The organism is Mucilaginibacter sp. P1_A3 (genome assembly GCF_056406855.1).
The window spans coordinates 100,410-121,499 of record NZ_JBFTZJ010000016.1; the positions used below are offsets into that span (position 1 = coordinate 100,410).

General features: G+C 41.9%; 17 protein-coding genes. 12 read left to right on the plus strand and 5 right to left on the minus strand.

Annotation, left to right across the window (positions count from 1 at the left end; all coding sequences use genetic code 11):
• Window positions 1-92: 92 nt before the first annotated feature.
• Window positions 93-809, minus strand: coding sequence for a LytR/AlgR family response regulator transcription factor (locus AC1D0K_RS28040; RefSeq protein WP_477393768.1), 717 nt, complete (start codon window positions 807-809; stop codon window positions 93-95).
• Between the two features lie 468 nt (window positions 810-1,277).
• Between AC1D0K_RS28040 and AC1D0K_RS28045 the strand changes: the two genes are divergently transcribed.
• The gene (locus tag AC1D0K_RS28045; RefSeq protein WP_477393770.1) at window positions 1,278-1,772 is read left to right on the plus strand and encodes a hypothetical protein; all 495 of its coding nucleotides are present in this window, start codon (window positions 1,278-1,280) and stop codon (window positions 1,770-1,772) included.
• A 239-nt stretch (window positions 1,773-2,011) separates the two neighbouring features.
• On the opposite strand, the gene AC1D0K_RS28050 is transcribed toward AC1D0K_RS28045, so the two are convergent.
• Window positions 2,012-2,431, minus strand: coding sequence for an OsmC family peroxiredoxin (locus AC1D0K_RS28050; RefSeq protein ID WP_295713374.1), 420 nt, complete (start codon window positions 2,429-2,431; stop codon window positions 2,012-2,014).
• Window positions 2,432-2,535: 104 nt separating this feature from the next.
• Window positions 2,536-3,603, minus strand: a complete 1,068-nt coding sequence (namA, locus tag AC1D0K_RS28055) for an NADPH dehydrogenase NamA (protein ID WP_477393773.1) — start codon at window positions 3,601-3,603, stop codon at window positions 2,536-2,538.
• A gap of 194 nt (window positions 3,604-3,797) precedes the next feature.
• On the opposite strand from namA, the gene AC1D0K_RS28060 reads away from it, so the two are divergent.
• The gene (locus AC1D0K_RS28060) at window positions 3,798-4,508 is read left to right on the plus strand and encodes a dienelactone hydrolase family protein (protein ID WP_477393774.1); all 711 of its coding nucleotides are present in this window, start codon (window positions 3,798-3,800) and stop codon (window positions 4,506-4,508) included.
• Window positions 4,509-4,547: 39 nt separating this feature from the next.
• Here the strand turns inward: AC1D0K_RS28060 and AC1D0K_RS28065 are convergent, their stop codons facing one another.
• Both AC1D0K_RS28065 and AC1D0K_RS28070 read right to left on the minus strand, forming a co-directional pair.
• Complete coding sequence (locus tag AC1D0K_RS28065; protein WP_477393776.1) at window positions 4,548-6,968, minus strand: TonB-dependent receptor; 2,421 nt, start codon at window positions 6,966-6,968, stop codon at window positions 4,548-4,550.
• A gap of 86 nt (window positions 6,969-7,054) precedes the next feature.
• Window positions 7,055-7,474, minus strand: coding sequence for a hypothetical protein (locus AC1D0K_RS28070; RefSeq protein ID WP_477393778.1), 420 nt, complete (start codon window positions 7,472-7,474; stop codon window positions 7,055-7,057).
• 144 nt (window positions 7,475-7,618) lie between these two features.
• Between AC1D0K_RS28070 and AC1D0K_RS28075 the strand changes: the two genes are divergently transcribed.
• The 10 genes from AC1D0K_RS28075 (at window position 7,619) to AC1D0K_RS28120 (ending at window position 21,062) form a co-directional block, all read left to right on the plus strand.
• Window positions 7,619-8,809, plus strand: a complete 1,191-nt coding sequence (locus AC1D0K_RS28075; protein WP_477393780.1) for a cation:proton antiporter domain-containing protein — start codon at window positions 7,619-7,621, stop codon at window positions 8,807-8,809.
• A 176-nt stretch (window positions 8,810-8,985) separates the two neighbouring features.
• A complete protein-coding gene (locus AC1D0K_RS28080) occupies window positions 8,986-9,840 on the plus strand; it encodes a bifunctional helix-turn-helix domain-containing protein/methylated-DNA--[protein]-cysteine S-methyltransferase (protein ID WP_477393812.1) in 855 nt (284 codons plus the stop codon).
• 6 nt (window positions 9,841-9,846) lie between these two features.
• Window positions 9,847-10,554, plus strand: coding sequence for a 2OG-Fe(II) oxygenase (locus AC1D0K_RS28085; protein ID WP_477393782.1), 708 nt, complete (start codon window positions 9,847-9,849; stop codon window positions 10,552-10,554).
• A complete protein-coding gene (locus AC1D0K_RS28090) occupies window positions 10,551-10,814 on the plus strand; it encodes an Ada metal-binding domain-containing protein (protein WP_477393784.1) in 264 nt (87 codons plus the stop codon). Before AC1D0K_RS28085 ends, AC1D0K_RS28090 begins: the two co-directional genes overlap by 4 nt.
• A gap of 106 nt (window positions 10,815-10,920) precedes the next feature.
• A complete protein-coding gene (locus tag AC1D0K_RS28095; RefSeq protein WP_477393786.1) occupies window positions 10,921-11,475 on the plus strand; it encodes an RNA polymerase sigma-70 factor in 555 nt (184 codons plus the stop codon).
• A gap of 63 nt (window positions 11,476-11,538) precedes the next feature.
• Window positions 11,539-11,670, plus strand: a complete 132-nt coding sequence (locus tag AC1D0K_RS28100) for a hypothetical protein (protein WP_477441657.1) — start codon at window positions 11,539-11,541, stop codon at window positions 11,668-11,670.
• Window positions 11,671-11,836: 166 nt separating this feature from the next.
• Entirely contained in the window at window positions 11,837-12,997 is a 1,161-nt protein-coding gene (locus AC1D0K_RS28105; RefSeq protein ID WP_477393788.1) for a FecR family protein, read from the plus strand.
• Window positions 12,998-13,192: 195 nt separating this feature from the next.
• Window positions 13,193-16,582: a TonB-dependent receptor gene (locus tag AC1D0K_RS28110; protein WP_477393790.1), complete on the plus strand. Its 3,390-nt coding sequence runs from the start codon at window positions 13,193-13,195 to the stop codon at window positions 16,580-16,582.
• Between the two features lie 50 nt (window positions 16,583-16,632).
• On the plus strand, window positions 16,633-18,126 hold the full coding sequence (locus AC1D0K_RS28115; protein WP_477393793.1) for a RagB/SusD family nutrient uptake outer membrane protein: 1,494 nt from the start codon (window positions 16,633-16,635) through the stop codon (window positions 18,124-18,126).
• Between the two features lie 149 nt (window positions 18,127-18,275).
• Window positions 18,276-21,062: a family 78 glycoside hydrolase catalytic domain gene (locus tag AC1D0K_RS28120; protein WP_477463130.1), complete on the plus strand. Its 2,787-nt coding sequence runs from the start codon at window positions 18,276-18,278 to the stop codon at window positions 21,060-21,062.
• The last annotated feature ends 28 nt before the right edge of the window (window positions 21,063-21,090 follow it).

The following is a 21,090-nucleotide window of genomic DNA, read 5'->3' on the forward strand; positions in this document are numbered from 1 at the left end:
CTATCGTTCAGGATGACAAAAGTTTTTTTTGAATGTGGCGTTTTAATTTTGTAAGATTATTTCAAAATGAAATTTAAACTGCCCCTAAGTTTTTATGCCAAAACCTTACTCTTCTTCGATAATCTTTTCCATTGCCCCACATATTGTCTTCCTATTGGGATTTCGATTTTACCAATTTCAACATCGTAATTGGTAAAGGCAGTAATTCTGCTGACCGCGACAATAAAAGACCGATGGACCCGGGCAAATAAATTATGCGGTAACTTTGCTTCCAATGCTGTTAAAGAATACTTAACCACTAAAGGTGTATTAAGCTGCCTGTATATCTTAATATAATTTTTAGCGCTTTCTACATAAACAATTTCGTCCAAAAAAATCTTAACTGTTTTTCTGTTTGCTTTAAGATACAAGCATTCGCGTTCCACATGGATATTCAGTCCTTCTTCAGGAGAAATGCCGGCCTCGATAACCTTATTAACAGCTTTAAAAAAACGCTCCAGGCTTATTGGCTTTAGTAAAAAATCCACCGCATTTAAATCAAAAGCTTCGGCGGCAAATTCTTTATAAGCAGTTATAAAAATTACTTTGGGGGGATTTTGTAGACTTCTTAGAAAGCTAATGCCCGATAATTCAGGCATCTGTATATCCAGAAAGAGTAAATCTATCTTTTCTGTTTTCATGGTCTCCATTGCCTGTAAGGCGCTGTTGCACACAGCTACAACTTCAAGCTGCTCCACCATGTCGGTCCATTTTTTAATTATCATTAAAATAATTGGATCATCATCTACGATTAAACATCTCCACCGCATATTTTAATCAGTTTATTTTATTTACTTATTGTATATGCATACAAGGAGTAAATAAAAATAGGCAGTATTTAAACTATTGCAAAAGTTAAAATAGGCTCTTCAAAGATGTTCTCATTATTATTTTTCGTGTTGATGTATTTGTATTTAATAAGAATAGAAATTAAAAAAAAAGAGAACCCGCTTAACTTAAAATAAACACAGTTGTATCAATCACTTATATGACGCATCAACTGATAAATAGTTACAGAATGCCTTTGATTTTAGACAAATAACTAAAAAGTAAAGCCAACAACCCATTTCGATGGATAAACTGTGTTTACCAATTAATAACGTATTCAATCCACATAATCTTGTCGTATAAATCCAGATTTCCGGCATCTATACACACTATTATTTAACCCATCAAATGTGATTTAGTTTTGCGTTTGATGTAAAATCTTTTTATTAAAAATTAAAATATAAGACACCATGAAAAAATTAATTATTCCCTTTTTGTTAAGCGGATTAATATTAGCAATAGGGGTCAACACTGCGTCTGCGCAGGTCCAACTGAAAGAAGTTACTATTTCGGGTGGAGCAACCAGAGTTGAGGTATCAAAAAAGGTCTCAGACTCGTTCGCCAGCTTATTTAAAGGCGCTGAAGCGCCTAAATGGTTTCAGTCTAATAAAAATTATGTGGTTAGGTTTATTCTGAATAACCAGTCAAACAAGGCGGAATTTACAAAAAAGGGCAATTTAGTGTATCATATGGCCTTTGGGAGCGAAAATCAGATGCCTGCCGATATCAGAACTATTGTAAAAAGTAAATATTTCGATTATAAAATTAACTCCACTGTTAAAGTAGATTTTGAAGAAAAGAGTGCTTGGATTGTTAATATTGAAGATGGCAAGCAGTTTTATGTGCTGAGAGTAATAGATGGTGTTATGGATGTCTTAGACAAAATTAATAAAGAAAAAGCATGAGGTCAGGAAAGTTGATTCAATGAACTGACATTTTAAAAGGTTTGTAACAAGCGGCGAAAGACTTACGAAGTAATTTAAAACTTCGTAAGTTTTGGATTGAAATGAGGTTTTAAAAGGTTTGTCATCCAGAACGGAGTGAAGGAACTATTCGCCGATTTACAGGCGAAGAAGCATGGCGCATAATAGATCCATCACTCCGTTCAGGATGACAAAAAGTTTTTTGTTACAAGTGATATTACTTACGCGTAAGTAACACTCAGGGTAATAGGCACACTTAGTGCTTTTGAAATGATGCAATTAGCTTTTGCGCCTTCGGCAATGCCTTTGAATGTAGCTTCGTCAACACCGTCAATAACCGCTCCGTTAAGCTCCAGAAGGATGCCGGTAACGCTTAGCGCCTGCATGTCCAGGTCAAGGATGGCGTTAGTTGTCAGGTCGCCTGGGGTAAAGCCGGCTTGTGTAAGAGCTGCACTAACTGCCATAGTAAAGCAACCTGCATGGGCCGCGGCTAAAAGTTCTTCGGGGTTGGTGCCAATGCCATCGGCAAAACGGGTTTTAAATGAATAGTTAGTTTTGTTAAGTACGGTACTTTGAGTGGTGATCTCTCCGGTTCCGGCTTGTAAAGTGCCATTCCAATGGGCGTTTGCTGTACGTTTCATAGTTTGTGGTTTTTGTTGTTTATGGTTTTTGTTGTGTTATTGATTATTGTCAAAGCAATCAAAAAGTCTTTTGTCCTTTATCTAAAAATCCTTGCTCCAAAGAATTACCATTTAGCACGTTCATATTGAACCGGCCATTTTACCTCGTGACCCAGCTCATGCGCCGCACGCAGCGGAAAATACGGGTCGCGCAGCATTTCGCGGGCTAAAAATATGAGGTCGGCTTCACCTTCTCTTATAATTTCATCGGCCTGGTGCGATTTGGTTATTAAACCTACAGCACCTGTAAGTATACCACTTTCTTTTCTAAGTTTCTCTGCAAATTCAACCTGATAACCTGGTTTTAACGCTATCTTAACACCTGCAATGTTTCCGCCGGTTGAGCAGTCTACCAGGTCAACACCTTTATCCTTTAGTATTTTGGCTAGTGCTACAGAGTCATCGACTGTCCATGCGCCTTCGGTCCATTCTGTTGTTGAAAGGCGTACAAAGAGCGGGTTTTCTTTAGGCCAGGTTTCCTGAACACTTTCAATAACTTCTAACAAAAAGCGGATTCGGTTTTCGAAGCTGCCCCCATAGTTATCAGTACGTTTATTACTTACCGGCGATAGAAACTCGTTAATCAGGTAGCCATGAGCGCCATGTAACTCTATCACATCAAACCCTGCTTTTACAGCCCTTGCAGCAGCAGCCTTAAAATCGGCCTTTATTTTTTCAATTCCTGCTTTATCCAATTCCAGCGGTGCTTCTTCACTTTCGATAAAAGCTACCGGGCTTGGCGCGTAGGATTTCCATCCGTTCGGCTCATCGGAAGGAACCTGTTTGCCTCCGGTCCATGGTTGTTGGTGACTTGCTTTCCTGCCTGCATGAGCCAGTTGTGTACCGGCGTAAGCGCCATGCGCATGCATAAAATCGGTGATTTGTTTTAATTTTTCGATATGCTCATCCTTGTAGATCCCCAGATCGGCAAAAGTAATGCGTCCTTCGGGCGATACCGCGGCGGCTTCGGTAATAATTAAAGCGGCGCCGCCGATAGCGCGGCTGCCCAGGTGTACAAAATGCCAGTCGTTAGCAAAACCGTCTTCGCTGGAATACTCGCACATGGGTGATACCACGATGCGGTTTTTAAGTTCGATATTTTTTATTTTCAGAGGGGAGAATAGATGCGCCATAAATTGCTTTTTTACAAATATGGTAAGTAACATCCATTACAGCCTCAGTGTTTTGTAAATTATTGATGCGATGGAAAGGTGAAGGGCGCAAAGAACTGTAATAACCATAAAGCGTGAGGTTAAAGCACCTTGCCCGCCTGTTGTTATTTTGTAAAATGGGTTAACTTTGAATATTAAGCCAATTTGTGAATATCATGAATAATCACCAAAACTATGTAGAACTACCGGTGGCTGATGCAGGTATCATGGCTGCCTATACCGCGTTTCTCGCTGATGTTAAGCAGCCTGCTCCGGCAATCATAGTATTGCAGGAAGCATTTGGGGTGAATCATCATATCCGGAGCGTTGCGGATAGGTTTGCAAGCGAAGGCTATATTGCCATTGCTCCCGAACTTTTTCACCGTACAGCCCCAAAAGGTTTTGCAGGCGACTATGCTGATTTTAACACGGTAGTTCCGCATACTTCTAAACTAACTAATGAGGGTTTTAAGGCCGATCTTGAAGCAACCTGGCAATGGTTGAGTACACAAACCAACGTAGATATTAATGCCGTTTATGCTATAGGTTATTGTATGGGCGGTAGGGTAGCTTTTATTGCCAATGCATTATTACCATTAAAGGCCGCAGTATCTTATTATGGCGGTGGTTTAGATAAAGTTGCCCAAATGGCTGCGGATATACATGGCAAACACCTGTTTTTTTGGGGAGGCAGGGATGCACACATCAAAACCGAAAATGTCAACACCATCATTGACGCGATTGATGAGGCCGGCAAGGATTATATCAACGTAAAAATATCATACGCCGACCATGGTTTCAACTGCGATGAGCGCCCCAGTTACAACGAAGCGGCATCAAATGAAGCGTGGGCATTAACACTGGCATTTTTAAAGAATAACAGGTAAAAAGTTAACTGTAAAAACGGAAATTTCATCCATCAAAATTTAATGGATACGATTCCGCTCTTCTTCATTACCTGTATCCCGGCTTTGGGTGCTGGTTTCGTTACCAAAGCGGTAACTGAGAGTTAGCTGTACAAACCTGTTAAGCTGAAAATTGGTAAACCTGGTATTATTGCCATTTACCGTATAGCTTACTGCTGATGCACTACTGTGGAAAGCATCATTGAGGTTTAGAGTTATATTCAGTTTCTTTTTCAGTGCAATGGCGGTAAGCCCAAGATCCAGTTTATAGTATCTTTCAGATCGGCCGATATGATCAACCTCCGGGAATTGGTACCAGAAATTTACAGCCGCGGCAAAAGTTTTATTGGCATTAAAATAAAGGGTGTTATTAGCGGCAATATACAAACCGAAGCCTTTGATGCTTTTGATATACGATAGAGAGGAATTAGCATCTGTATGGTAAAAAGTGACCTGGTTATTATTATCAAACCAGGAAGCAGGGTGGAGGGTTAAAGTTTCTGATAAACCAAGGCGGTAGGTTTTTATAAAGTTAAGCGGGAATGTACGCACCAGGTTGGTATCAATACTGGCAATAACTATATTATTGAAGCCATTATCCGTAATATTTAAAAATATAGAAGAGGTAAGTACGCTTTTATAAACGTGCGACAGCTCGAAATTACTATTGTATTCCGGTTGTAAAAAGGGATTGCCCTCGCCATAGCTATAAGCTGTAAATAGTGATTTAAACGGGTTCAGGTTCCAGAAAGTAGGGCGGTTAATGCGCTTGCCAAATGTAAAGCCAAACGTGTTATTGGTATCTGCCTGGAAGGTTAGTGCTACAGACGGAAACAGTTTAATATATTTTTTTGGAGTGGTTTGGTTCAGGGTTATCGATTGGCCTTTTGTTTCTGTGTATTCGGCCCGTAAGCCGCCCTGGTATTTCCATTTGCCCTTCTCTCTGTTGATATTGACATAAGCGGCCTGTGTGTTTTCAATATACCGAAATTCGTTACTCAGGTTAGTATTGTAGCTGAGCTTATCATTGGCGTCCTTATCGTAATAAAACGCGTTGCTGTAATTATTGATAAAGTTAAGCTTGGTACCCAATGTTATTTTCGCGAACGAAGTTGGTATATCGGCATCGGCTTTAAAGGTAAATATCTTGATGTTTTGTTTGTTGGTATCGTAATATCGGGTTGTAGAGGCCGGGATGAGCTGGCCGTTGGGCAAATAGCTGTTCCCCTCAAAGTCAGATCGGTCGGTACGGTAATAATTAAAGTAATCGGCGTTGAGCAGTAACTTTGTGCCGGTAGTATCAAACTTGATCAACGCGTGCACATTGCCCGAATTGCTGAGTGCGATGGGATGATAAGTTGCATAGGTTCTTAAAATAGAATCTAAACCGCCGGCCCTGTTGTAAATAGGATTGTTTACATTGTCAGATCCGATGTAAACTTCCCGGCCGCCCAGGTAACTGATCCCGATAGTGGTTTTTGAGCTAAGTTTATAGTCAACACCGGCTACAATATTATAGTTATGCATTTTATAATCACCGGTATCAGTTTGCATCCAGCTTTGTTTAGGATAAAATACATCCGTTTCAAAACCTTCCAGTTCATGATCTGCAGCAATATTTAAACTTCCGTATGCCGACCACTTATCGGAGTTGTAATTAAGATTTGCGCTGCCGCCGGCCAACCACCAGTTGCTGTTTCCATAAACGGTTGCGGGGCTTTGTAACCAGCGCCTGTCATTAAATTGTACATTGCCCGAGAAGCCATGTTGGGTGGTGTGCCTGGTAGTAATATTGATGAGGCCCGCGTTCCCTTCGGCGTCATAGGCAGCTGAAGGGTTTTTGATCAGCTCGATTTTCGAAATTTGATTGGCCGACATTGACTTTAAAAAATGGACCAGGTCAGTACCTGCCATTTGGATGATCCTGTCGTTCACCATTACTTTCACCAATCCTTTGCCGGCAATGCTGATGTCATCGCCGGATACTTTGATGCCGGGCACTTTGCCAATGGCCGCGAGGGCATCGCTGCCGGTTGCTGTAACACTCGCCGATACGTTGTATACCAGCTTTTCCTGGTTGTTTTGGATAACCGGCTTACTCGCGGTAATAACCACCTCGCCCAACTGCGTGTTGGAAGCTTGCAATGCGATATTTAAAGTAGTATCGGCATTTAGGGTTAATTTATTTTCAAAGGGTTGAAAGCCTGAAAAGGATGCGCTAAGCAGGTATTGACCAACGCTAAGCTGATCAAATTTAAACCGGCCTTCGCCGTCTGTTTGTGTCGATATTTTTTTTTGATCGGCCAGGTTTATGATGCTGACGGAGGAGAAGCTTAGCGCATGTTTTGAGGCATCATCGGTAATGGTGCCTGTAAGTTTTATTTGTGCATGCAGGTTCAATTGCAGCAATAAGCAGGTAAGAAACGTAAAAATAGATCTCAAAGCAGGGTGGGCAGGTTAAAATTAAGGTAATAATAGGAAAAGAAACAGGAAACAGAAATTCAAAATGTATTTACATATAGAATAAATCAGGATGCCAGTTCTTCATCGTCGTCATCATCAAGTTTAAAAATCCATACACCCAATATCAGCGGGAGTGAGTAAGGTAACAGGAGCATTGATAAAACCAGGGGCGGATATGCATCTTTTGCCACAATGCATACCAGAAATGTAAGGATAGTTAATACGCTAATAATTAATGTGGTCCATCGTTTTAACAGGATGGGTTTAATGTTTTTGCTTAATTTACTGATAGTTAAGATAAGCAGAAGCCCTACCGGTAAAGTGCATAAAAATACGATGCCCATAGATAACGGGTAAGCGACAATATATTCTCTTGTGCTGGTTGTTAAATTGAACACAATCGCGTTTGACGACATCTGCAAGGCCGGTGCAAATACCACCATAGTGAGCCATACCTTTAAACTATAAATTTGTGCCTGGTTCATTCATGAGTTTGTATAAAGTAAATATACAGTATCCCGGGTTTCGGTCAGGGCCGCAATTTTAATCCCTGTTATTTCCTCACAAACAATACTTCAATTTGAACGTTAAGGCTGATTTAAGTATTCACCCTATTAAGCTATCTTAATTTGACTACATACACAACCCTGATTATACTCAGTGGACTGGTAATTTTCTCCTACCTGTTTGATCTGATAGCCGGCAAAACAAAAATTCCCTCAGTTATTTTACTGTTACTGCTCGGCATTGGCATCAGGCAGGGTGTGGACTATTTTGGACTGAAGATGTTTGATTTTAAACTGATCCTGCCAACGCTGGGAACACTGGGGTTGATACTTATCGTGTTTGAAGGTGCTCTTGAATTAAGGTACAACAGTAATAAAAATGCCATCATCAAAAAGGCATTCTTTTCGGCTTTAAGCATTTTGCTTGTAAGCGCTATAGCCATCACCTTCATCATTCACTATTTAACCAATCAAAGCATTTATCTGTGTTTTGTAAATGCTATTCCGTATTGCGTGGTAAGTTCGGCAGTGGCTATCCCCTCGGCATCAAACCTCAGCAAAAGCAAAAAGGAGTTTATTATTTACGAATCCTCGTTTTCTGATATCCTTACGGTGGTTTTGTTTAATTTCATTGTACGTAACCCACATATTGATGTGGTATCCTTTGCCAAACTTGGGGGCGAACTAGCGGGTATCATATTGGTTGCCATTATATCATGCTTGTTGCTGCTTTATTTAATTGGGAGGTTAAAACACCATATCAAGTCGTTTCTTATCATTTCACTGCTGATATTGGTTTATTCGGTTGGGCAATCATACCATTTGTCGGCCCTGATTATTGTGCTGGCTTTAGGCCTGTTTCTGAACAATGCCAACCAGATCACCTTTCCTTGGTTCAAAAAGTTATTTATCTATCCAACCTTTCAGCACGATATTAAACAGCTGTTCCAGCTTTCGGCCGAGAGCGCCTTCCTGATGCGTACCTTCTTTTTTATTGTGTTTGGGTATTCTATAGATGTTTTTCAACTACAGAATGTTACGCTGTTGTTAACCGGTGGAGCCATACTGTTGTGTATTTACCTGGTGCGTTTTTTGTATATCAAACTGGTATCCAAAACCGACCTGATGCCCGAACTGGTGATAGTGCCCCGCGGGCTTATCAGCGTTTTGTTATACTACAACCTGCCCGATAATTTGAAAATACCACAGGTGGGCACCGGTCTGCTTTTTATAGTGGTGCTGGGTACAAGTTTGATATTGAGCCTGGGGCTATTGATAACTAAACGGCAGGCAGTTGGTAAGATATCTGAATGATAATTTAAAGAGTTTTAGAGCTGCCGGAATTTTTAATTGCATAAAAATTATTGAAGTTTGCTTTGTAGTCTGTTAAAAATTAACGCGGTAAATTCCATGCAGATTATTGAGCAAGTTCCGGGTTTTATAGCGTTCCTTATCAGCCTACATTTGTGGTGTAAATAACAAATAACATGATGAGCACACAAGAAAACATTAATTATGAGCGTATTGCCGAGGCAATAAATTATATAAAACTCAACTTTAAAGCCCAGCCAAATTTGGATGAGGTTGCCGAAAAGGTAAATTTAAGCCCCTTCCATTTTCAACGCTTGTTTACCGATTGGGTAGGCATCAGCCCTAAAAAGTTTTTGCAATACCTGAGCCTGGAATATGCCAAGGGGATATTGAAAGACAAGCAAGCCACTTTGTTTGATACCGCTTATGAAACCGGACTATCAGGAACCAGCAGGCTGCATGATCTGTTTATCAACATTGAAGGCATGACCCCGGCCGAATACAAAAATGGCGGTAAGGAATTAAGCATCAACTACAGCTTTGCGCAAAGTCCGTTTGGTAATATCATTGTAGCATCAACCCCTAAAGGGATCTGCTATATGGCTTTTGCCGACGATCATGCCGAAGCGTTTGATCAGTTAAAACAACACTTCCCCAATGCCACTTATACCCAGGTGGTTGACTTGGCCCAGCAGGATGCTTTATTTATCTTTAAAAAAGATTGGTCGCAATTGCCAGCTATTAAACTGCACCTTAAAGGCAGTAGTTTCCAGCTGAAGGTATGGGAGGCATTGCTTAAAATACCTATGGGTGGATTATGCAGTTATGGAGATATCTCGCAAAATATACAACTCCCCAATGCCAGCAGGGCGGTGGGCAGCGCGATAGGGGCCAATCCAGTAGCATTTTTGATTCCCTGCCACAGGGTCATCCGGGCCACAGGCGAGTCGGGGCAATACCATTGGGGCTCAACCCGTAAATCGGCCATAATAGGCTGGGAAGCAGCAATGCTAAATCAACCCGTATCAATATAAATGGCTATGGAAATTAAAGAAAGAATTGACGGTTTAAACTGGGCTGATATTAAAGCCCAAATGGATAGCAAAGGATATGCGCTGGTTAAAAATGTTTTAACGGCCGATGAGTGTGGTAGCCTGGTAGCCCAATATACTGATGGAAATTTGTACCGTAAAACCGTAGTGATGGAGCGGCACCACTACGGGCGGGGGGAGTATAAGTACTTTAAATATCCGCTGCCGGCGCTCATTCAGCAATTGCGGCAAGATATTTACCCACACTTATCCCCAATAGCAAATAACTGGATGGAATTATTGAATAAAGAGCTGCGTTTTGCCACTACGTTGGATGAACTATTGCAGCACTGCCATGAGCATGAACAATTACGCCCTACACCGCTTATATTACAATATACCAAAGGCGGCTACAATGCCATGCACCAGGATTTATATGGTGAAGTATTTTTTCCAATCCAGTCGGTATTTGTGTTGGATGAACCGGGTGTGGATTATGAGGGCGGCGAATTTATTTTGCTGGAACAAAAGCCAAGGGAACAATCTAGAGCGATGGTGTTAAAGCCAGCCAAGGGTGATATGGTATTGTTCACCACCAATTACCGGCCTGCAAAGGGAAGCAAGGGGTATCACCGGGTAAATATGAAACATGGCATCGGCGAAATTACTGAAGGTGAACGCCGCAGCATGGGCATTATTTTTCACGACGCTAAATGATAAAACACCTGGCATTGGGTGATACTAATTTTTCAAGAAGCAGGAGGCTAAAATACCTGCTTGATACCGGCGAAATTCAATTGGCGGGTAATGCCAAACTCAAAATATATGGTACACTCGGTTGTGGCTCCGGTAAAAGGATGAAAGCCAAAAACCGGGTGTTTTTTGTATCAGAAACCGAGGCTATAGAAAAAAACTACCGCCCCTGTGGGCATTGTATGCGCAACGCTTATAAAAAGTGGCTTGATTTTGGTATTTAAAGGGTTGATAATGAATTGATAGTTAATTGATGATTCATTTGACGAGTAAATCGCTAATTATTTTTTTATTAAATTTAGCGCAGTGATATATTAACCCCCTTTTAGGATGGCCGATAAAATAGTCATAAGCGATGTGCAACTGATTGATCGATTAAAATCGGGCGATGATGGCGCGTTAACGGCTATTTATAAAAAATATTGGCAACAGTTATATTTATCGGCCTATCATATTTTGAAGGATGAGCAGGCCTGCGAGGATATCATCCAGGAACTATTCATAAAGCTTTGGGATAACAGGAGCAGCGTTCAAATATCGGTATCATTAAAAGCCTACCTATATGCGTCTATCCGTTATGAGGTGTATAGGCAGGTACGCAATAGCATGTCAACCAGCGATGTTTTTGACACGCTTTTTGATCGGCTGCAAACACCGGTTGATTATGAAAATATCGAATACAAAGAACTAATAGCCCAGGTAAGCTCGGCAGTAAATGCCCTCCCTCAAAAATGCCGCGAAGTTTATAAACTTAGTCGCGAAGAATACCTGAGTCATAAACAAATTGCTTCACGGCTAAACATCTCCACCAAAACCGTCGAAAATCATTTGACCAAAGCACTTAAACAATTACGTATTTCTTTAGGTAGTTTCCTCTTGTTGTAGCTACTTTGTGTACACATCTTTTCACGCGACCGGTATAATAATTAAGATTGCATTTGCCATAAAATGCCGATTATTGACGCTAAAGCCATCATTGCATATGCTTTCTATCCGTTGGTTGAAACCAACGGCAATGAAGAATTGAAGGTAAACAGTGGTTTAATTCATTGCCGTCCCATTTATGGGACGGGTAAATAAAGAGCCCGGGTGGCTTTAGCCAAATCATAGCCATGCTAACAAACTTGTGTATGCACAGTAGCGTGTTTTAGACGGGGTTTGTTGCCGGGGGAGATAACCCATAATTTTTTTTTACTCCCAATAGGGGATACCCCCATTTTTATACTCTCCCTATAAAACCAGGATTGTGCAAAAGCGAGAATTTCAACAGTTAATTGATAAATACCTTAGCGGGGAGGCATCTGACGAAGAAATTCAGCTGTTAATGGATCTGTTTGATAGTTTTCAAGCCGATGAAGATTGGGATGAACGGATCCTTGGCGTAAAGCAACAACTGGAAGATAAAATGTTGCAGCGTTTGCAAAGCGCAGTTCAGCAATCAAAAAAGCAAGATCAACCAAAAGTATTCAGGCTTTTTGCCTACCGGAATATTGCCGCTGCTATAGTGGTCATGTTGATCAGTGCAGGGGTTTATTACAGCTTTCAGCACGCTGCCAAAAGTCCCTTAACAGCACAAAATAAAATCGCTGTTAAGCACGATGTTGATCCGGGTAAAAATAGAGCAATCCTAACCTTAGATAACGGCGACAAAGTGGTGCTCGATTCCGCAAGAATCGGCACCCTTGCCAAAAAAGGTAACATCAATATTAAAAAAACTAAAGACGGGCAGTTGATCTATACGGTTGAAAGCGACAGCAATTCACCGGCAAACGATGTTGTGAGCTATAATACCATCACCACGCCCCGTGGCGGCCAGTACCAGGTAATATTACCCGATGGCAGTAAAGTTTGGCTTAACGCGGCATCATCTCTTAAATTTCCAACCGCTTTTACAGGGAACCAGCGCCATGTTGAATTAACCGGCGAAGCTTATTTTGAGGTCAGCAAAAATCCATCAAAACCATTCACCGTAAATGTCAATGCGCTTAATGTAAAAGTATTAGGTACACACTTTAATATTAATGCCTATAGCGATGAGGACGCCATAAGGACTACCTTACTGGAAGGTTCTGTTCAATTAACCAATGGCCCGGCGATTAGCTTGTTAAAACCAGATCAGCAGGGCATAATAAAAGGAAATAATATACAGGTTGTTGATGTAGATGCAGAAAGATCCGTCGCCTGGAAAAACGGCATTTTTGAATTTAACCGCTCTGGCATCCAGGATATCATGAAACAGCTTTCGCGCTGGTACGATATTGAGGTAGTTTATACTGGGAAAATGCCCGATGATGAGTTTGTGGGCAAAATTGAGCGGAACGCAAAACTATCGCAGGTATTGCACATACTGGAACTTAGCCACGTCCATTTTAAAATAGAAGACAAAAAAATAATTGTATCACCTTAACCATATCGATTAATAACAATCACTTGAAATTAAATCGTTTACCTATGAAAAAAAACAGACCTCTCCATTAACACCCTACACCTACCTTACCTATAAAAAAACCGGGGGTACTGCAATACCCCCGGTTAAAATGTATGGGTCAAGTTTTTCCTGAGTTTCCTTAACAGACACATTAACCCAAAACGCAATAAAGTTATGCAATTAAACTTTAGGGGGAAAGTATTTTATGTCCCCGGTACACTAACCTCCAAGCTGTTTTTGACTATGAAGTTAACGGTTATTCTGATTTTTATTGGCTGTTTACAGCTTAGCGCTAAAAGTTACTCGCAAACTATAACGTTAAGCACAACCAATACTGCTATTGATAAAGTATTTACCGCTATTGAAAAGCAAAGCGGCTTTTACTTTTTTTACAAATACAAAGAAATTAAGCAGGCCAAACCTGTTACCCTATCATTAAAAAACGCCACACTTGATGAAGCGCTGCGCATGTGCTTTAAAGACGAGCCTTTTACTTATACTATTGATAATAAAACCATCATTGTAAATAAGAAAGATGAAGAGCTGGTTGTACCCGATAAAATAACTGTAACCGGGCAGGTACTGGATAATGCCAAACAGCCTTTACCGGGTGTAAACATTACCGTTAAGGGAACTAATACGGGTGTAATAAGCGGCGGCGATGGTAAATACAGCATCCAGGTTGATGATAACGCGGTATTGATTTTTAGGTTTGTGGGCTTTAAAAGCAGGGAAGAACCGGTTAGCAAAAGAACCGTCATTAACATATCTCTTGAGGAAGATAACCAGCAGATGAGCGAGGTTGTGGTTGTTGGTTACGGTAACCAGGAACGGAAAGATGTTACCGGCGCCATAGGTACCGTTAAAATGGGAAACATCAAAGAGATAAAGGCCGCCAGTATTGATCTGAAGCTTGCCGGGCAGCTTGCGGGTGTTACCGTAAACCAGGTTACAGGTACCCCGGGTGGCGGTGTTTCTGTTAACATTCGTGGCGCGGGTTCTGTAGGCGCGGGCGATGATCCGCTTTACGTGGTTGATGGGTTTCCAATCTCTCCCGGTTTTGATCAATATTCAAATCCCATAAGCACTATTAATCCTGATGATATTGAAAGTATCAGTGTGCTTAAAGATGCTGCATCTACAGCTATATATGGTTCTCGTGGTGCAAATGGTGTTATCCTCATCACTACCAAAAGGGCCAAAAAAGGCGAATCAAGTGTTACGGTAAATACGTCAACCGGTATTCAAACCATCCTCCCTAAGAGCAAGCTTAAAATGATGACGGCATCTGAATTTGCCCAATGGCGAACAGAAGCAATACAGGATGCCAACGCGGTTAACGGCACAAATAACCCCATCCCCGCCGCGTACAAAAATCCTAAATCATTGGGTGTGGGAACCGACTGGTTTGATGCGGTAACACGAGTTGCCCCCATGCAAAATTACGATGTTACTATTGCCAATGGTACCGAAAAAATGCGGTCGTTATTCTCTTTGAGATTTTTTGACCAGCAGGGCACCGTGATAAACACCGCTTTTAAAAGGTATTCATTAAAGGCTAATATGGATGCCGATGTAGCCAAAAATTTTACAGTTGGCCTTAGTATAGCGCCTACCTATAGTTTAAGGAACTTACAGGAAACAGACGGCCATTTTATTTCGGGTGCTTTAAGCCAGGCCTACCTGGAAAGCCCGCTCACCCCGGTAAAACAGCCCGACGGATCATATACCAATGTTGTTGGTTCGCCCGGTACATTTCAAAATGTTAACCCGGTAAGTGAATTGGTAAATACAACCAATAATCGCAATGAATTTAGGGTACTTTCCAATGTTTATGCCGACTGGGAAATACTTAAGGGCTTAAACTTTAAATCTACTTTTGGGGTCGACTATCAAACCAAATCGCAGGACTATTTCAGGCCATCTTTTCTTGGTGGTTTCAACGTTCCTAATCGCGATGGAAACCAACAGAAGGCAGTTGGCTCTTTTACTTCAAGCAATGTTTTTAACTGGCTTAACGAAAATAGTATTAACTACAAAAAAACATGGGGTAGCCATACTTTAACGGTATTAGGCGATTATTCTATCCAGCAGGAAAATTCCCATAATCGTTTAACCTTTGGCACCGGGTTTCCGGATGATGCCATACGGTCGGTTAATAATGCAACTATTATTACTGCTAACGCCACCGATGCAGAATGGCGCTTACTATCCTTAATTGGCAGGGTGAACTACGCGTATAAGGATAAATACCTGTTAAGCGGATCTATCCGCCGTGATGGCTCATCCAGGTTTGCCCCAGGGCATAGGTGGGGTACTTTCCCTTCCGTATCTGGCGGCTGGCGCATTTCTGATGAATCATTTTTTCCTAAAACAGCAGCTATTGACCAGTTGAAGTTTACCGCCAGCTATGGTCTCGCGGGTAACAACAATGTTGGCTACTATGACTATATCCCATCTGTTGATGCGGCCAATTATACATTTGGCGGTGCACTTGCTCCGGGTGCTTCAGAAACAGACCTGATTGGAAATAAAGAACTTGGATGGGAAACCACCCGCCAGCTTGATATAGGTTTGGACCTTTCTTTACTTAAAGGCCGCATTTATTTAATTGCAGAGTACTACAACCGTTTTACGCAAAAAATGCTGCAATACATCCCTATTCCTATTGTATCCGGCCATGGCTCAGCTTTAACAAACGTTGGTAATGTGCGCAACCGTGGATGGGAATTTACTTTAACCACCAAAAATATTGTTGGGCACGCGTTTAACTGGTCAACAGATCTTAACATCTCCTTTAACCGCAACAAAGTATTAAGTTTAGGCCCAAACCCGTATATATATGATGCGCCGGCCAATGATAACCCTACCAGTATTACTAAGGTAGGCTTGCCCCTGGGCCAGTTTTACGGATATATTTTTGAAGGGATATTCCAGAACCAGGCCGAGCTTGATAAATACCCGCATTTTGATGGTGAGCAGGTTGGGAATATCAGGTACAAGGATATTAATAAGGATGGGGTAATTGATGGTAACGACCAAACCAATATTGGCAACCCCTGGGCACAGTTTACATTTGGTTTCAATAACCATTTTTCATACAAAAGCTTTGATATGAACATTATCTCTGCGGGTTCGGTAGGCGGCCATGTATTTGATATGTACAAACAGTTTACCACCAACCTTGATGGTGTTTTTAATGTGGAAGAATCTGTTATTCATCGCTGGCGTTCTGCAAGCAATCCCGGCGATGGGCTGTTGCCTACAACCGTTTCAAACACCAACCTGGCCCGCGATTATTACCCATCCTACTGGGTTGAAAGTAACTCGTACTTAGCGGTTAAGAATATTGACATCGGGTACAATTTTAAAACCAGGTTCAGTAAAAATTTCAGGGTTTATTTCAGTGCGCAAAATGCCATCCTCATAACAGGTTATAAAGGTGGTAACCCCGAAGTTGGCATAGATGGGCAGGATGGTAACCGCTCACTTTCACCAAATGTGAATTTTACGGGTTACCCGGTTTCTGCGGTTTATACGCTGGGGTGCAACGTAACATTTTAATTAAAATGAGAATTGAAAAGAACGATGGTGAAACCATAACAACTGAAATCATGAAAATTAATATATATACTTTTCTTATTCTTGCAGCAATTGGTTTAGCCGGCTGTAAAAAAGATTACCTTAACCTGCAGCCAACAGGAACTCAAAATACGACCATTTTTTTTAAAACGCCCGCCCAGTTTACCCAGGCTGTTAATGGCGCTTACGCTCCTCTGCAGGGTTTATACAAGGGCAGTTTTTGGGCCATGGGCGAAATGCGCTCTGATAATACCTCCTATGAATTTGATCCTTATGATCGTTCTGGTACCAACAAAGAGGAAATAGACGAATTCAGGGAAGTGAGCAATAACGATATGGTTGGCGCTTTTTTTGAGGCCAGCTATACAGGCATTGGCCGGTGTAACGCTATTTTAAGCAGGCTGCCTGCAGCCAAGCTTAATGCAGCTGTTGCAGATACCATAGCCGGGCAGGCCAGTTTTTTACGGGCATTTAATTATTTTAATATGGTGCGTATGTTTGGCCAGGTTCCGTTGGTGCTTAATGAAGTAGAATCGGTAAGTGATGCCTTTAAGGTAGCTACCAAAGCCGATATTAATGCCGTTTATGCTGCTATTATTGCGGATGCCCAGGTAGCTATTGCCAAACTACCGGTAAGGTATAGCGGTGCGGCCAACAAAGGAAGGGTAACCAAGGGTACCGCAGAAACCATGCTTGCCGAAGTGTACATGACCCAAAAGAAATTTGACCTGGCTATACCACTGCTCCGCAATATCATCACATCAAACGCTTATAGCCTGAATGTCGATTATGCCGATAACTTTGATATTACTAAAGAGAACGGTCCCGAATCGATATTTGAGATCCAGTATATTGAAGGCCCCAACGGACTGGGCAGCAATTTTATGGATACTTTTATTCCCTGGGATTATTATGACAGTGATGTAACCGGCTTCGAAATAGCCAACGGCGCGCAAAATGGCTGGAATATCCCAACGCAAGACCTCGTAAACGCCTATGAAGAGGGCGATAGCAGGAGAGATGCTTCGTTAATCGATTTTACATCTGATGAATATGGCATTGATTTACCCTTTATCAGAAAATTCCAAACTACAAGCGCTGTGCAGGGTGTAACAGGTAAAAATTTCCCGGTATACCGCTACGCTGATGTTTACCTGATGCTTGCCGAATGTTTGAATGAACAGGGTTTTGCAGGTGGCGGCGATGCATTTAAATATTTAAACCTGGTAAGGGAACGCGCCGGATTGGAGCACATGTCTGTCGGCAATGCAGATCCGGCATTAAATGTTTCGGGCCAGGATGCTTTCCGTGCAGCTATCGCGCATGAAAGGCAGGTAGAGTTAGCCTTTGAAAATCATCGCTGGTTTGATCTTTTGCGCACAGGAAAGGCGGCCGCGGTAATGGCAGCCCATGGAGCCAGGGAAAAGGCAGGAAAGAAGGATGCTTGGACTATCAACCCGGCTGCTTATACCAACATCCGGTTGCTTTTTCAATATCCGGCAAATGAAGCAGCCTTAGAACATTAATACCTGTATTTGTGGCCTTGTGAAACTTTTACAGGGCCATATTACGTTTATATAGAGGTATTGCAATTACCACATCATTTTTACTCAATTTGAGGATAAAAAAGTAATGCGCGTTAAAACAAAATCGTTCTAAAGCTATATTTAATGGCATGAATTATACTCAACTCATAAGCGTGTTCAACAAAGCATGTTTAAGTATCGTTTTATTACTTTTTTTACAATCCCGGGGCTATACTCAGGTTCAGCCCGTTCCCGTTCCTTTTAGTGTTGATAACCTGATATGTGAATATAAAACCAATCCAATATCTGTTGATGCAGCCAACCCCCGCCTCGGTTGGAAGCTGGTGACCCAGGACCGCGGTATTCAGCAAACTTCTTATGAGATCAGGGTAGGCAGTAACGCGGTATCATTAACCAAAGGCAAAGATATTATATGGGGTACCGGCCGGATTTATTCAGATCAGTCGATACAAATTTATTATGGTGGTCCGATGCTTACATCGCGGCAAAAAGTTTACTGGCAGGTAAGGGTATGGAACAATAAAAACCAGGTAAGCGCCTGGAGTATGGTTTATTTCTGGAAAATGGGTTTGCTAAAACCTACCGACTGGACAGCCAAATGGATTCAGGATACTTATTTATCTGATACAACAGGAGGGCCTGCCCCCATGTTTCGTAAGGCATTTAAACTGGAACACAAAGTACGCGCTGCTCATTTGTATATAACCGCACACGGCGTTTTTGAAGCGCAGCTAAACGGAAAAAAGATAGGTGCCGATTATTTTGCACCCGGTTGGACAAGTTATAACAAACGTATCCAATACAACGTGTATGATGTTACATCCATGTTGCTAAAGGGTGGTAATGCTGTTGGGGTAACCATTGGCGATGGTTGGTACCGTGGTTATACCTATAACCGTAAAAAGGATGTGTATGGTAAAAAACTGGCTTTACTTTGTCAGCTGGAGATATTATATACCAATGGCAAGCGCGAGGTCATCAACTCTGATAAAAGCTGGAAAGTAAGTTATGGCGCTATCCAGTCTTCATCGTTTTTTGATGGTGAGGTTTACGATGCACGCAAAGATAAACCGGGCTGGACAAACCCCACCTATCGCGACCTTACCTGGGATACCGTTAAAACTGATGAAACTATTAAAGATAACCTGATAGCCACTGCCGGGCCAACTGTAAAAAAGCATGAGAAATTTTTGCCGCTTAAAGTATTTACTACACCAGCCGGCGAACGGGTAGTTGACTTTGGGCAGAACCTGGTAGGTTGGGTGCAGTTTAAGCTTAAAGCAAAAGCAGGCGATACCCTCCGGCTGTTCCATGCCGAAGTACTTGATCAGAAAGGAAATTTTTACACTAAAAACCTGCGTACTGCCAAACAGGAGATCAGCTATGTTTTTAAAGATGACAGTGTTGCCACCTTCGAGCCTCATTTTACCTTCCAGGGGTTCCGGTTTTTGAAGGTAGTTGGTTATGATGGTCCGCTTGATTCAACTAATCTGGCGGCTTACGCACTGTATTCAGATATGGCTCAAACGGGTAAATTCTCCACATCAAACCCATTGATTAACCAGTTGCAGCACAATATTCAATGGGGACAAAAAGGAAACTTTATTGATGTACCTACAGATTGCCCTCAGCGGGATGAACGAATGGGGTGGACGGGTGATGCCCAGGCTTTTTGCCGTACTGCAACCTTCAACATGGATGTTGCCGGCTTTTTTACCAAATGGTTGAAAGATCTTACTGCCGATCAGCATAAAGACGGCGCAGTGCCCTATGTAATACCAAGCATGCTGGATAGCGCATCTGCCGCTGCGTCGGGCTGGAGCGACGTGGCCACTATTGCCCCATGGAATATTTACCTGGCCTATGGCGATAAACGGATTTTGCAGGAGCAATATGAAAGTATGAAAGCATGGGTGGGTTATATCCAGGTGCATAGCCGCAATTACCTTTGGGATACCGGGAATCACTTTGGCGACTGGCTGTTTTATGCCGGTACCAATTATGAAGATGGTGCCGCACTTACCGATAAAAACTTGATAGCGCAGGCATTTTACGCGCATTCAACACAATTGCTCGTCAACACAGCTAAAGTATTGGGCAAAAGCGATGATGTGCAAAAATACTCACAGCTACTCTACAATATAAAAAAAGCATTTAATAGCGAGTATGTAACGCCAAACGGGCGCATGATATCCGGCACGCAAACCTCCTATGTATTGGCACTTTACTTTGATATGCTGCCCGAAGAGCTGAGGCAGTCGGCCGCGAAAAGATTGGTGAAAAATATTGATGATTATGATGAGCACATCACAACCGGCTTTTTGGGTACACCTTATATTTGCCATGTATTAAGCCGGTTTGGATATAGTGATGTAGCTTATGGTTTGCTGAGGAAGGAATCGTACCCGTCATGGCTATACCCGGTAAAAAATGGCGCCACTACTATTTGGGAACGATGGGACGGTATTAAACCAGATGGTACTTTTGAAGATCCGGAGATGAACTCGTTTAACCACTATGCCTACGGTGCCATCGGCGATTGGATGTACCGGGTAATTGCCGGTATTAATACTGATGAAAACGATCCCGGATTTCACAAGATCATCATCGCGCCGCATCTTGGGGGCAAACTTACCAGCGCCCAGGCCGAACTGGAAACACTGTACGGTAAAATTAAGTCGGCATGGAGTGTGGATAATGGCGTATTTACTTTGGATGTTATCATACCACCCAATACCACAGCTAAGGTAGTATTGCCATCAGTAACCRACCAAATTACCGAGAGTGGACTTGATATAAACACGATAGAAGATATTACGGAAATTAAAAAAGTTGGTAATGACGAACAGGTGAATATTGTATCGGGCACCTATCATTTTGTTTATAACCTTAAAGTTACCGGGAAAAAGAACTAATTCACCGGGGTTAATCTATTGATGATCA